This is a genomic window from Streptomyces sp. NPDC003720 (assembly GCF_042875075.1).
Lineage (GTDB): Bacteria > Actinomycetota > Actinomycetes > Streptomycetales > Streptomycetaceae > Streptomyces.
This window is the reverse complement of record NZ_JBIANZ010000020.1, coordinates 19832-33385: the sequence shown is the minus strand read 5'-3', so window position 1 is coordinate 33385 and position 13554 is coordinate 19832. Positions and strand designations below refer to the sequence as shown.

The window sequence follows — 13554 nt, the reverse complement described above, 5'->3', positions numbered from 1 at the left end:
TTTGCAGCCCTGAGTGAACACGACATCGCTCCCCGCACGGCCGCGGCGCAAGGCGGTACGGTGGGGCGAGAAGGATGCGGCTACGCGGTCCGAGGAGGGAGCCACCGATGATTCTGCTCCGTCGCCTGCTGGGTGACGTGCTGCGTCGGCAGCGCCAACGCCAGGGCCGTACTCTGCGCGAAGTCTCCTCGTCCGCCCGAGTCTCACTCGGCTATCTCTCCGAGGTGGAGCGGGGGCAGAAGGAGGCTTCCTCCGAGCTGCTCTCCGCCATCTGCGACGCGCTGGACGTACGGATGTCGGAACTCATGCGGGAAGTGAGCGACGAACTGGCGCTCGCCGAGCTGGCCCAGTCCGCCGCGGCCACCGAGCCCGTGCCCACGCCGGTCCGTCCGATGCTGGGTTCCGTGTCGGTGACCGGTGTGCCACCGGAACGGGTGACCATCAAGGCGCCCGCCGAAGCGGTGGACGTGGTCGCCGCGTGACCTCCGCGTGCGCGGCCTGACCACCCGATACGCGTGAAGCCCCGGCCGGGCTCCCAGGCAGACCCTGGGGAGCCCGGCCGGGGCTTTCGTCATGCGCGTGCGATCCGCGCCCGCGGCTGGTCCGTTTGCCGGTACCCGGCGCGCCGGTCATCGTGGAGGTGACCTGACCGGCGCCGAACCCACCGGAGGAAGCGGATGTACGTCGTGAAGAGCCCGCTGCCCGACGAGGCACTGAAGACCGTGTCCGAGGCCTTGCAGGGCGCCCTGGTGGACCTGGTCGACCTCTCGCTGGTCGCCAAGCAGATCCACTGGAACGTCGTCGGACCCCGCTTCCGGTCCATCCATCTCCAGCTGGACGAGGTCGTCGCCTCGGCGCGCACCCACTCCGACACGGTGGCCGAGCGGGCCTCCGCCCTCGGCGTACCACCGGACGGCCGCGCGTCCACGGTGGCGTCCGGCAGCGGCATCGGGACCACGCCGGCCGGCTGGATCAAGGACGCCGACGCGATCCGGGCGATGGTCGACGCGCTCGGCGCGGTGATCACACGGATGCGGGGACGGGTGGCGTCGACCGGCGAGCCCGATCCGGTGTCCCAGGACATCTTCATCGGGATCACCGCCGACCTGGAGAAGCACCACTGGATGTTCCAGGCGGAGAACGCGTGAGGATCCGCCCCGGGACGGTCACCTCGCGCCGCCGGATCGAGTGCCCGGTGTCCTTGCGTCGGTGAGCCCTCGGTGCGCCTCCCGCGCGGGTCGGGCGGTGTTCCGGCGTCCGGCTGGAGGTGACGGCCATGGTGAGACGGGTGCTGCGCTGGGGAACCGCTCTCGGGCTGGGCGCCGTGTGGTGGTGGGCCGTGTTCCGGATCGCCCTCGGACAGGGCGCGGGTGTGCTCGAAGGGGCCGTCGCGATCGGTGGCTGGGGGCTCAGCGTGCTGCCGGTGCACTGTGTGCCGAGGACGCGGGCGGCGGGCGCCGTGGCCGCGGGACGGTGGAGGAGCGCCTGGCGGGCCGGGCAGGTCGTCACGGCGGTGCCGGACCCCGGTGCCGCCGGTGCGGATCCTGACCGGCGCGACGACGCCGAACCGGAGAGCGCGCAGGCCGGCCTCGGCGACGGGCGGCCCTGACGCGGCGTCGGCCAGGCGGACGGAGACGCCGGCCGGGCGAAGACGCCGGCCGGACGGAGACGTCAGGCGGACGGGGATCGGCGGGGATAGCGCTCACGCCAGGCCTGTGCCGTGCCCCGTGCCGGCGCCGGGCCCGTCTGGCAGTGCGGGCACCAGTAGGTGGGGCGTTCCTGGTAGCCGTCGGCCTGGTCGGCGACCCGGATCGAGGTGCGGCAGCGCAGGCACGGGCGTGGGGCGCGGCCGTACACGAAGAGGTCCTGCCGGTGCAGGCCGGTGGTCTGCCGGACAGGGCGGTCGCGGTTGCTCTCCAGCAGCTTCTTGGCGAGCGCGATCAGCCTTGTGGCACGGTCCGCCGGCAGGGCGCCGACCGGCAGCCAGGGGGTCGCGCCCACCAGGAAGCAGAGCTCGCACTTGTAGACGTTGCCGATGCCGGCCAGATTGCGCTGGTCGAGCAGGGCCTCACCGAGCGGACGGCCGGGGTCGGCGAGCAGGTTGGTGAGGGCGAGCGCGGGATCCCAGTCCGGTCCGAGCAGGTCGGGGCCGAGGTGGCCGACGGCCTGCTCCTCCTCGCCGGTGCGCAGGAGCTCCAGCACCGGAAGGCGGTACCCCACGGCCGAGCGGTCCGGGGTGCCGAGGATCACCCGGATCTGGTGGGCGGGGCCGCCGCGCCAGCGCTCGCCGGTGCCGAACACCTTCCAGGCGCCCTCCATGCGCAGGTGCGTGTGCAGGGTCAGGCCGCCCTCGAAGCGGGTGAGCAGGTGCTTGCCGCGCGCGATCGTGCTCAGCACCGCACGGCCGGTGAGATCGACCGTCGCGTACTGCGGCACCCGGAAGTCACTGCGGGTCAGCACTTTGCCCGCGAGGGCCTCGTGCAGCCGTTTCGCGGCCTGCCACACCGTGTCACCTTCGGGCATGCGTCAAGGGTGCCACGGACGGGTGATGTGCGGTGGGGTGCGCGCGGCGCGTGGCGGCCGCGGTGTGTCAGGCACGCAGGCGCAGGCCACGCGGGGTCGCTATGAAGCCGGCTCCTTCCAGCAGGGCGCCCAGCGGCGAGGTCAGCGCCTGGGCGCCGTTGATCCGCTCGACCGTGACCGTGCCGAGGGAGCCCGCCCGGGCGGCCGAGGCCAGGGCCTCGGCGGCGGTGCGCAGGCGCGGATCGTCGCCGGCGTCCGCGTCCGCCTCCGGGTCGGCGGGCCAGGCCAGCAGGGTCTTGCCGCCGCGTTCCATGTACAGCGTCAGCTCGCCCTCCACCAGCACCACGAGCGAACCGGCCTTGCGGCCCGGCTTGTGTCCCGCCCCGGCTGGCGGCTCGGGCCAGGGGAGGGCGGCGCCGTAGGCACTGGCGGGGTCGGCCGCGGCGAGGACCGCGGCACGCGGGTCGGGCGAGGAGGACGCCCGGCCTCGGCGGTCGCCGAAGTCGCGGTTCCCGTACGGGCCGTGAGCGGAACCACCGCCTCTCGGGCCGCCGTAGCCGGGGGCGGCGAAGGGGTCCGCCGGTGAGCGGTCGCGCGGGGAGACGTACTCGTCCCGGGCCGGGACGGTGTTCTCCGGCGGCCAGGTGAAGCCGCCGTCGCCCGGCCGTACCGCTTCGTCCGGCGGCCAGGTGAAGTCGCCGTCGAGGCCGGGATGGGCCAGTCCGCCGTCGGCCTGCTCGAAGCCGCCGGGAGTGGTGTGACCGGAGGCGTTCCGGTCCGGGAGGGTCTGGCCGTCCGCGGCGAAGGGCCCGGTCCCGTGGCCGCCGCCGAAGCCGTTGGGCAGGCCCTGGCCCCGGTCGCGGGCGTTGGAGACCGCGCGGAGACGGTCGACCGCTCCGTCCATCGCGAACTGGGCCGCGCCCAACCCCTCGACCACGTAACCCCGTCTGGCCTGTCCGCTGTCCTCGAAGGCGGACAGCACGCGGTACACCGCGGAGAAGCCGCCCTCGACGCCCTCGGCGGCCACCGCTCCGCGGGTGACCACGCCGTGCCGGTCGAGCAGGGTGCGGGCCAGCGCGTGCGCGCGCACCGTGGCGTCCGGCTCGGCCGCGGGCAGGAGGGACCAGCGGCCGGCCACCGTCGGCGGGCCGGTGCGCGAGGTGGCGCGCGCCGCGGCGGTCAGGGAGCCGTAACGGCCGCGCGGGACGGTGCGCTTGGCGCGGTGGGCGGTGGAGCCGGCGGTACGGCCGGAGCCCAGCAGGGCGCGCATCGGGGTGAGCGTGTCGTTGGTGAGCCGTCCCGACCAGGCCAGGTCCCACAGGGCGTCCGCCAGTTGGGGGTCGCCGGCCTCAGGGTGCGTGGTGGCGCGCACCTGGTCGGCGATCTGACGGAAGAACAGGCCGTAGCCCCCGGACAGGGTGTCGAGCACCGACTGGTGCAGCGCCGTCAGCTCGAGGGGGTGCGGCTGCGGCAGCAGCAGTGGTGCCGCGTCCGCCATGTACAGGGAGACCCAGCCGTCCTTGCCGGGCAGGGCGCCCGCCCCGGCCCACACGACCTCGCCGGCCGCGGTGAGTTCGTCGAGCATCGAGGGCGTGTAACCGGCGACGCGTGAGGGCAGGACCAGTTTCTCCAGTGCGGAGGCGGGCACGGAGGCGCCCTGCAACTGCTCGATGGCACGCACCAGTCCGTCGATGCCGCGCAGCTCGTGCCCCTTGCCGATGTGCTGCCACTGGGGCAGGAACTGGGCGAGCGCGGCGGGCGGCACGGGCTCCAGCTCATGACGCAGGGCCGCCAGGGAACGGCGGCGCAGCCGGCGCAGTACGGCCGCGTCGCACCACTCCTGGCCGATGCCCGCCGGGTGGAACTCGCCCTGGACGACGCGGCCGGCCGCGGCCAGCCGCTGCAGGGCGCCCTCGGTGACCGCGACGCCCAGACCGAAGCGGGCAGCCGCCGTGGCCGACGTGAACGGGCCGTGGGTGCGCGCGTACCGCGCGAGGAGGTCGCCGAGCGGGTCCTTGACCGGTTCGGTGAAGGCCTCGGGGACGCCCACGGGCAGTGCCGTGCCGAGGGCGTCGCGCAGCCGGCCCGCGTCCTCCACGGCCGCCCAGTGGTCGGTGCCCGCGATGCGCACCCGGATGGCCCGGCGGGCGGCGGCCAGGTCCCGCGCCCACTGGGCCTCGGCGCCCCGCTCGGCCAGTTCGGCGTCGGTCAGCGGGCCGAGCAGCCGCAGGAGGTCGGCGACCCCCTCGAGGTCCTTGACCCGTCGGTCCTCCGTCAGCCACTGCAGCTCGCGCTCCAGCTCGGTCAGCACGTCGGCGTCGAGCAGTTCGCGCAGCTCGGCCTGCCCCAGCAGCTCGGCCAGCAGCCGGGAGTCCAGGGAGAGCGCGGCCGCACGGCGCTCGGCGAGCGGCGAGTCGCCCTCGTAGAGGAACTGGGCGACGTAGCCGAAGAGGAGGGAGCGGGCGAACGGGGACGGCTCGGGGGTGGTGACCTCGACCAGGCGGACCTTGCGGGACTCGATGTCGCCCATCAGCTCGACGAGCCCGGGGACGTCGAAGACGTCCTGGAGGCACTCGCGGATCGCCTCGAGGACGATCGGGAACGAGCCGAACTCGCTCGCCACCTGAAGCAGCTGGGCTGCCCGCTGGCGCTGTTGCCACAACGGGGTGCGCTTGCCCGGGTTGCGCCGCGGCAGGAGCAGCGCGCGGGCGGCGCATTCGCGGAACCGGGAGGCGAACAGCGCGGAGCTGCCGACCTGGTCGGTGACGACCTGGTCGACCTCGCCCTTGTCGAAGGCGACGTCCGCGGCGCCGATCGGGGCCTGCTCGCTGTCGTACTCGGCGCCGGCCTTCACCGGCTCCTGGTCGAGCAGGTCCAGGCCCATCAAGTCGGCGTCCGGCAGGCGCAGCACGATGCCGTCGTCGGCGTGCATGACCTGCGCGTCCATGCCGTACCGCTCGGACAGGCGGGCGCCCAGGGCGAGGGCCCACGGGGCGTGCACCTGGGCGCCGAAGGGGGAGTGGACGACGACCCGCCAGTCGCCCAGCTCGTCGCGGAAGCGCTCCACCACGATCGTGCGGTCGTCCGGGACGTGTCCGCAGGCCTCGCGCTGTTCGTTCAGGTAGGACAGGACGTTGTCCACCGCCCAGGCGTCCAGGCCCGCGTCGAACAGGCGCCGCCGGGCGTCCTCCTTCGGCAGCGAGCCCACCTCGCGCAGGAACGCGCCCACCGCGCGGCCCAGTTCGAGCGGACGGCCCAGCTGGTCGCCCTTCCAGAAGGGCAGCCGGCCCGGCACGCCCGGCGCGGGGGAGACCAGGACGCGGTCGCGCGTGATGTCCTCGATGCGCCACGAACTGGTGCCCAGGGTGAAGACGTCCCCGACCCGGGACTCGTACACCATCTCCTCGTCGAGCTCGCCGACCCGGCCGCCGCCCTTCTTGGGGTCGGAACCGGCGAGGAAGACCCCGAAGAGCCCCCGGTCGGGGATGGTGCCGCCGGAGGTGACCGCGAGCCGCTGGGCGCCGGGGCGGCCGGTGATCGTGCCGGCCACGCGGTCCCACACCACGCGCGGGCGCAGCTCCGCGAACGCGTCGGACGGGTAGCGGCCCGCGAGCATGTCCAGTGTCGCGGTGAACGCCGACTCGGGGAGCGAGGCGAAGGGGGCCGCGCGGCGGATCACGGTCAGCAGGTCGTCGAACTGCCAGGTGTCCAGCGCCGTCATGGCGACGAGCTGCTGGGCGAGCACGTCCAGCGGGTTGGCGGGGACGCGCAGGGACTCGATGGCGCCGGTGCGCATCCGCTCGGTGACCACCGCGGACTGGACCAGGTCGCCCCGGTACTTGGGGAAGACCACGCCGGTGGAGACGGCGCCCACCTGGTGGCCGGCGCGGCCGACGCGCTGGAGCCCCGAGGCCACCGAGGGCGGGGACTCCACCTGGACGACGAGGTCGACCGCGCCCATGTCGATGCCCAGCTCCAGACTGGAGGTGGCGACCACGGCGGGCAGCCGGCCCGCCTTCAGGTCCTCCTCGACCAAGGCGCGCTGCTCCTTGGAGACCGAGCCGTGGTGCGCGCGGGCGATCACCGCGGGCGCGCCGTGGGCCGCCCCCGAGCCGCCCATCAGCTCGGCCGGCGAGTGGTGCTCGTCCAGGGACTCGCCGGTCGCGCGCTCGTAGGCGATCTCGTTGAGCCGTTTGCACAGCCGCTCGGCCAGGCGCCGCGAGTTCGCGAACACGATCGTGGACCGGTGCGCCTGCACCAGATCGGTGATCCGCTCCTCGACGTGCGGCCAGATCGAGGGCCGCTCGGCCCCCTCACCGCTGTCCGCCGCCGGGGAGCCGCCCAGCTCGCCCATGTCCTCCACCGGCACGACCACGGACAGGTCGAACTCCTTGCCGGACTCCGGCTGGACGATCTCCACCTTGCGGCGGGGGGAGAGATAGCGGGCCACCTCGTCCACCGGACGCACCGTCGCCGACAGCCCGATGCGGCGGGCGGGCTTCGGCAGCAGCTCGTCCAGCCGCTCCAGGGAGAGCGCGAGGTGCGCGCCGCGCTTGGTGCCGGCGACCGCATGCACCTCGTCCAGGATCACCGTCTCGATGCCCGTCAGCGCGTCGCGGGTGGCCGAGGTCAGCATCAGGAACAGCGACTCGGGGGTCGTGATCAGGATGTCCGGAGGGCGCGTGGACAGGGCGCGGCGCTCGGCGGGCGGGGTGTCGCCGGAACGGATGCCGACCTTCACCTCGGGCTCGGGCAGGCCGAGGCGCACGGACTCCTGGCGGATGCCGGTCAGCGGGCTGCGCAGGTTCCGCTCGACGTCGACCGCGAGGGCCTTCAGCGGGGACACGTACAGCACCCGGCAGCGCTTCTTCGGGTCGGCCGGAGGAGGTGTCGAGGCCAGCTGGTCCAGCGCGGCGAGGAACGCGGCCAGCGTCTTGCCCGAGCCGGTGGGGGCCACCACCAGCACGTCCGAGCCCGCGCCGATGGCCTGCCAGGCGCCCGCCTGGGCCGCGGTGGGCGCGGAGAACGCCCCCGTGAACCAGCCGCGAGTCGCGGGCGAGAAGCCGTCGAGGGCTCGGTGTGCGGAGCTGACCATGCCCTCCATCCTGCACCCGGCCACTGACAATCGGGCTGACGCGGGCGACAGGGGCGGGCCCCGGCGTGGACCGCCCGCGGACCGGGGCCCGCCGGACTGGCGGAGAATGGAGGCATGGCGGGTTCGGCGGAGCGGGCACGGCACTGGCGGTACGAGCGGCTGCCCGGTGTCGACCTGCTGCGTGCCCGGTACGTCCACAAGACCTTCGTCCGGCACACCCACGAGAACTTCGTGATCGCGGCCATCGCCGACGGCGTCGAGGTCTTCCAGCACCGCGGCTCCGACGTGTCAGTGGGCGCGGGCGCCCTCGCGCTGGTCAACCCGGACACCCCGCACACGGGCCGGGCCGGGGTGCCCGAGGGCTGGCGCTACGGCGCGGTCTACCCCTCGCCCGAGGTGGTGGCCGCGATCGCGGCCGAGACCACCACGATCCGCGGTACCCCGGGCTTCGTCAGCCCCGTCCTCGACGATCCCTACACCGTCCGCCTGGTCCACCAGGTGCTGCGCGCCGCCGACGAGGGCAACGCGCTGGCCGCCGACACCCTGCTGCGGGTCGCCGTGACCAGGCTGCTGCGGCTGAACGGCGGCTCGCTGCCGCAGCGGCCGCGCCGGACGGCCGGCGCCCGGATCGCGGCACGCGCGCGCGGCGTGCTGGAGGACGAGATGGCCGCGCCGCCGACCCTGGAACGCCTGGCCGCCGACCTCGGGACCAGCCCGTTCGCCCTGCTGCGGGCGTTCCGTGACGCCTATGGGATGCCGCCGCACACCTGGCTGACCGACGCGCGCGTACGCCGCGCGCGGCTGCTGCTCGACGCGGGAACCGCGCCCGCCGAGGTGGCCGTCGCCGTCGGCTTCACCGACCAGCCCCACCTGAACCGGCACTTCGCCCGCATCGTCGGGGTGCCTCCGGGCGCCTACCAGCGCGAGCGCAAGAACGTACAAGACCCGCACTGAGGTCCGGACGTACCGTCCGAGGCGTGGCACAACAGACAGCACTCGCGGACACGTCCGCCGAAGCCGCCGCCAAGCCCGATTCCGCCGTCGTACGGGACGCCCTGGGCGTCGGCGTCGCGGTCGGGCTCTCCGGGTTCGCCTTCGGCGTGACCTCGGCCGGCAGCGGCCTCGGACTCCTCCAGACCTGCGCGCTCAGCCTCCTGGTCTTCACCGGCGCCTCGCAGTTCGCCCTGGTGGGCGCGCTCGCCGCGGGCGGCAGCCCGTTCACGGCCGCCGCAGGCGCCTTCTTCCTGGGCGTGCGCAACGCCTTCTACGGGCTGCGCCTGTCGCAGGTGCTGGCCGTCCCGCGCGCGGTGCGGCCGTTCGCCGCCCAGTGGGTGATCGACGAGACCACGGCCGTGACCCTGGCCCAGCCGACCCGGCGCGCCGCGCGGATCGGCTTCACCGTGACCGGGCTCAGCCTCTACCTGCTGTGGAACCTCACCACGCTGCTCGGCGCACTGGGCGCGAAGGCCATCGGGGACACCGACGCCTGGGGGCTGGACGCGGCCGGGCCCGCCGTCTTCCTGGCCCTGCTCGCCCCCATGCTGAAGACGCGCACCGAGCGTGCCGTCGCCGGCCTCGCGGTGCTGCTGGGCCTCGGCCTGCTCCCGGTCCTGCCGGCCGGCGTGCCGGTCCTCGTGGCCGCGCTGGCGGCGCCGGTCGCGCTCTTCGCCGAGGGCCGGCGCATCGGCCGCACCCGGCGGACCGCACCGGACGCGGCGGAGGAGGACCGGTGAACACCTGGATCGCGATCGGACTGACCGTCCTCGGCTGCTACGCGGTCAAGCTCGCCGGACTGCTCGTGCCCGCGGGCGCCATGGAGCGGCCGCTCGTCCGGCGGCTCGCCGCCCTGCTGCCCGTCGCCCTGCTGGCCGCGCTCACGGCCCAGCAGACGTTCGCCGACGGGCACGCCCTGGTCCTGGACGCCAGGGCGGCGGGACTCGGCGCGGCCGCACTGGCACTGGTGCTGCGCGCGCCCTTCCTGCTGGTAGTCGCCGCCGCGGTGGTGGTGACCGCGGGGGTGCGGGCGATCGGCGGCTGAGCGCGGCTCAGCCCACGAAGCGGCCGTACGCCCTGAGCGTGCGCAGCGCGTCGATCGTCACCACGGGCCGCGCCTCGAGCGTCGGGGCCGGCGCCCACTGTCGCCAGCGGACGGGCCAGCCGCCGTCCTCCTGCTGGGATCCGGCGAGGTGGTCGAGGGAGCGCGTCATCTCCTCGTCCGTGAACCACGCGCGCGCGAGCGACCGCGGACTCCTCGCGAAGTCGTGCGGGAAGTGGTGCTCGCCGGGGGCGTACCCGGGCGCGACCGGGTACGCGTCGAGCCGCTCGGGGTCCAGCGCCGCGAGCCGCTGTTCGCGCACCAGGCGGCCGAGCCGGTCGGCAGCCGCCTCCGCGCGCGAGCGGTCCGGGACCGAGTCCAGGAAGGCCACCGCGGCGTGCACCTCGTAGGGGTGGGACGTCCGCAGGGAGTCCACCGCGTGCCAGCAGAAGTCGGTGGCCCGGAACAGCCAGGCGTGCCACACCTCGTTGCGGTGCAGCAGTCCCACCACGGGGCCGGTGGCGAGCAGCTCGCTGGGCGGGTCGTCCACGACCGGGACGAACGGCGCCGCCGGATAGCCGCGCTGGCCGGGATCGACCGCGGGCAGCGCGCCGTCCGCGGTCGAGACCGCGGTCAGATGACGGCACACCCGCTCCGCCCGCTGCCCGCCGCAGCGCCCGATGGCGTCCAGGACGCCCAGGGCGCGGGCGGCGTGCAGGGGCTGGCTCACGGGTCCGCGCAGATCCGGCTCCAGCGCGTGACCGTAACCGCCGTCCTCGTTGCGGTAGGCGTTCAGCGCGGCCTCCACCGGCTCGGCGGCGCCGTTCAGGAAGTGGTAGGCGAAGAGCCGCTGCTCCAGCACGCGCGCGGTGAGCCAGACGAACTGTTCGGCGCGGAAGAGCGGGGAGCGCGCCGGGGGCTCTGAGGGGAGGGGGGAAGCTCCTGATTCGGCCATGCGACAGACCGTAGGACGGAAAGCGGTCTCGGCAGGCGGCTCCCGGCGGGCCCCACCCCCAGGGGCGGGATACTGGAGGCATGCGGTTGACGGTCTTCTGGCAGCGGATGGCGGAACACTTCGGTCCGGGGTACGCCGACACCTTCGCGCGCGATCACGTGATGACGGAGCTGGGCGGGCGCACGGTGCACGAGGCACTGGACGCCGGCTGGGGCGCCAAGGACGTATGGCGCGTGGTCTGCTCGGTCATGAACGTGCCCGGGGAGCGGCACTGAGCGACACGAGGACTCCGGGCGGGCCGTGAGCTGCCGCCGGCGTGGGCGAGACTGGGTGCGTGGCACCCACTGACGACAATGAGCCGGCCGCCCGGCACGCAGCCTCCCCGACCGCTTCGCCGCCGCACGCCAGGCGTCCGGCCGACGACGGCGTCGCCGAGCCGCCCGGCCGTCGCATGCCGCGCTGGCTCCCGCGCGCCATGGTGCTCGCGCTCGCGCTCATCGCCTCGTTCCAGCTCGGCAGCTGGGCTTTCCACCAGCTGACCGGACTGCTGATCAACATCCTGATCGCGTTCTTCCTCGCGCTCGCGATAGAGCCCGCGGTGAGCTGGATGGCCGCACACGGCCTGCGCCGGGGGCTCGCGACGTTCCTGGTCTTCCTCGGCCTGACGATCGTGGCCGCGGGCTTCGTCACGCTGCTCGGATCCATGCTGGCGGGGCAGATCATCAAGATGGTCGAGGGTTTCCCCGACTATCTGGACTCGGTGATCAACTGGATCAACCAGAAGTTCCACATGGAGCTCAGACGCGTGGACGTCCAGGAGGGCCTGCTGCACTCCGACTGGCTGCGCAAGTACGCCCAGAACAGCGCGGCCGGCGTGCTCGACGTGTCCGCCCAGGTGCTCGGCGGCCTCTTCCAGATGCTGACGGTCGGGCTGTTCTCGTTCTACTTCGCGGCCGACGGCCCCCGGCTGCGCCGGGCCCTCTGCTCCGTCCTGCCGCCCGCGCGCCAGGCCGAGGTGCTGCGCGCCTGGGAGATCGCCGTCGACAAGACGGGCGGCTACCTCTACTCGCGCGGCCTCATGGCGCTCATCTCCGGGATCGCGCACTACATCCTGCTCGAGGCGCTGGGCGTGCCGTACGCGCCGGTGCTCGGCGTCTGGGTGGGGCTGGTGTCGCAGTTCATCCCCACCATCGGCACCTACCTCGCGGGCGCGCTGCCGATGCTGATCGCGTTCACCGTGGACCCCTGGTACGCGGTGTGGGTGCTGATCTTCGTCGTCGTCTACCAGCAGTTCGAGAACTACATGCTGCAGCCCAAGCTGACCTCCAGGACCGTCGACATCCACCCGGCCGTAGCCTTCGGCTCGGTGATCGCGGGCACCGCGCTGCTCGGCGCGGTCGGCGCGCTGATCGCCATCCCCGCGGTCGCCACGCTGCAGGCCTTCCTGGGGGCGTACGTGAAGCGGTACACCGTCACGGACGACCCGCGGGTGCACGGCCACCGCCGGCGGGATCCCGGCCGCCCGGGCGCGTTCACGCGCCTCAGGCTGCTGTGGGAACGGCGGCCCGACTCGCAGGAGTCCTCGTAGCGACGGGCACCGCCGACCGCCCTCCGCGGCCCCGCGTGGTGCGCTTGACACCAAAATCGAACATCCATTCTCATGGAGCTCAGGCGAGGCTCCGGACGGGGATTTTGTCCCCTTTGAATAGGGTGTGTTCCCGGGTTATCCACAGGCCGGGCCTGCGTCGGGGCGCATTGTCAGTGGCAGGCGTTAGCGTCTTTGACGTGAAGCGATCGACTCAAGCAAACCGGGTGGAACCCATGGCAGGAACCGACCGCGAGAAGGCGCTCGACGCCGCGCTCGCACAGATTGAACGGCAATTCGGCAAGGGCGCTGTCATGCGCATGGGCGAGCGGTCGATGGAGCCCATCGAGGTCATCCCGACCGGGTCGACCGCGCTCGACGTCGCTCTTGGCGTCGGTGGCCTGCCGCGCGGCCGTGTGGTGGAGATCTACGGACCGGAGTCGTCCGGTAAGACCACGCTGACCCTGCACGCCGTGGCCAACGCGCAGAAGGCCGGCGGCCAGGTCGCGTTCGTGGACGCGGAGCACGCCCTCGACCCCGAGTACGCGAAGAAGCTCGGCGTCGACATCGACAACCTGATCCTCTCCCAGCCCGACAACGGCGAGCAGGCCCTGGAGATCGTGGACATGCTGGTCCGCTCCGGCGCGCTCGACCTCATCGTCATCGACTCCGTGGCGGCGCTGGTGCCGCGCGCGGAGATCGAGGGCGAGATGGGTGACAGCCACGTCGGTCTGCAGGCCCGTCTGATGAGCCAGGCGCTGCGGAAGATCACCAGCGCGCTCAACCAGTCCAAGACGACCGCGATCTTCATCAACCAGCTCCGCGAGAAGATCGGCGTGATGTTCGGCTCCCCGGAGACCACGACCGGTGGCCGGGCGCTGAAGTTCTACGCCTCGGTGCGCATCGACATCCGCCGCATCGAGACCCTGAAGGACGGCACGGAGGCGGTCGGCAACCGCACCCGCTGCAAGGTCGTCAAGAACAAGGTCGCGCCGCCCTTCAAGCAGGCCGAGTTCGACATCCTCTACGGCCAGGGCATCAGCCGTGAGGGCGGCCTGATCGACATGGGCGTGGAGCACGGCTTCGTCCGCAAGGCCGGCGCCTGGTACACGTACGAGGGCGACCAGCTCGGCCAGGGCAAGGAGAACGCGCGCAACTTCCTGAAGGACAACCCCGACCTGGCCAACGAGATCGAGAAGAAGATCAAGGAGAAGCTGGGCGTCGGCGTCCGGCCGGAGAAGCCCGCCGCCGAGCCGGGTCCGGACGCGGCGGTCGCCGCCCCTGCCGACGACACCGCCAAGACGGCGCCCGCGGCCGCCAAGGCCACCAAGCCCAAGGCCGCCGCAGCCAAGAGCTGACCC

12 protein-coding genes are annotated in these 13554 nt (G+C 73.6%); 9 read left to right on the top strand and 3 right to left on the bottom strand.

Annotation, left to right across the window (positions count from 1 at the left end):
- Positions 1–107 precede the first annotated feature (107 nt).
- From ACFYU0_RS35120 to ACFYU0_RS35110, 3 genes are all read left to right on the top strand, one after another.
- Positions 108–482 carry a helix-turn-helix domain-containing protein gene (locus tag ACFYU0_RS35120; RefSeq protein ID WP_030178264.1) on the top strand — a complete coding sequence of 125 codons (375 nt, stop codon included), beginning with the start codon at positions 108–110 and terminating at the stop codon, positions 480–482.
- A gap of 195 nt (positions 483–677) precedes the next feature.
- Complete coding sequence (locus tag ACFYU0_RS35115) at positions 678–1148, top strand: DNA starvation/stationary phase protection protein (protein WP_351669685.1); 471 nt, start codon at positions 678–680, stop codon at positions 1146–1148.
- A gap of 128 nt (positions 1149–1276) precedes the next feature.
- Entirely contained in the window at positions 1277–1609 is a 333-nt protein-coding gene (locus ACFYU0_RS35110) for a hypothetical protein (protein ID WP_389306471.1), read from the top strand.
- Between the two features lie 62 nt (positions 1610–1671).
- Here ACFYU0_RS35110 and ACFYU0_RS35105 read toward each other — a convergent pair whose 3' ends face one another.
- Both ACFYU0_RS35105 and ACFYU0_RS35100 read right to left on the bottom strand, forming a co-directional pair.
- Entirely contained in the window at positions 1672–2523 is an 852-nt protein-coding gene (locus ACFYU0_RS35105; RefSeq protein WP_389306469.1) for an Fpg/Nei family DNA glycosylase, read from the bottom strand.
- Positions 2524–2590: 67 nt separating this feature from the next.
- On the bottom strand, positions 2591–7618 hold the full coding sequence (locus ACFYU0_RS35100; protein ID WP_389306467.1) for an ATP-dependent helicase: 5028 nt from the start codon (positions 7616–7618) through the stop codon (positions 2591–2593).
- A gap of 114 nt (positions 7619–7732) precedes the next feature.
- Here ACFYU0_RS35100 and ACFYU0_RS35095 point away from each other — a divergent pair, with 114 nt between their 5' ends.
- From ACFYU0_RS35095 to ACFYU0_RS35085, 3 genes are read left to right on the top strand one after another with little or no spacing between them, the layout of a single operon-like run.
- The gene (locus ACFYU0_RS35095) at positions 7733–8572 is read left to right on the top strand and encodes an AraC family transcriptional regulator (RefSeq protein WP_389306465.1); all 840 of its coding nucleotides are present in this window, start codon (positions 7733–7735) and stop codon (positions 8570–8572) included.
- A 23-nt stretch (positions 8573–8595) separates the two neighbouring features.
- Positions 8596–9351: an AzlC family ABC transporter permease gene (locus ACFYU0_RS35090; protein WP_389306463.1), complete on the top strand. Its 756-nt coding sequence runs from the start codon at positions 8596–8598 to the stop codon at positions 9349–9351.
- Entirely contained in the window at positions 9348–9656 is a 309-nt protein-coding gene (locus tag ACFYU0_RS35085; protein ID WP_351669675.1) for an AzlD domain-containing protein, read from the top strand. Before ACFYU0_RS35090 ends, ACFYU0_RS35085 begins: the two co-directional genes overlap by 4 nt.
- A 7-nt stretch (positions 9657–9663) precedes the next feature.
- Here the strand turns inward: ACFYU0_RS35085 and ACFYU0_RS35080 are convergent, their stop codons facing one another.
- A complete protein-coding gene (locus ACFYU0_RS35080) occupies positions 9664–10608 on the bottom strand; it encodes a hypothetical protein (RefSeq protein WP_351669673.1) in 945 nt (314 codons plus the stop codon).
- A gap of 80 nt (positions 10609–10688) precedes the next feature.
- On the opposite strand from ACFYU0_RS35080, the gene ACFYU0_RS35075 reads away from it, so the two are divergent.
- From ACFYU0_RS35075 to recA, 3 genes are all read left to right on the top strand, one after another.
- Positions 10689–10883: a DUF3046 domain-containing protein gene (locus ACFYU0_RS35075; RefSeq protein WP_389306461.1), complete on the top strand. Its 195-nt coding sequence runs from the start codon at positions 10689–10691 to the stop codon at positions 10881–10883.
- A gap of 59 nt (positions 10884–10942) precedes the next feature.
- A complete protein-coding gene (locus tag ACFYU0_RS35070) occupies positions 10943–12196 on the top strand; it encodes an AI-2E family transporter (RefSeq protein ID WP_351669669.1) in 1254 nt (417 codons plus the stop codon).
- Between the two features lie 233 nt (positions 12197–12429).
- Positions 12430–13551 carry a recombinase RecA gene (gene recA, locus ACFYU0_RS35065; RefSeq protein WP_351669667.1) on the top strand — a complete coding sequence of 374 codons (1122 nt, stop codon included), beginning with the start codon at positions 12430–12432 and terminating at the stop codon, positions 13549–13551.
- Positions 13552–13554: the final 3 nt, after the last annotated feature.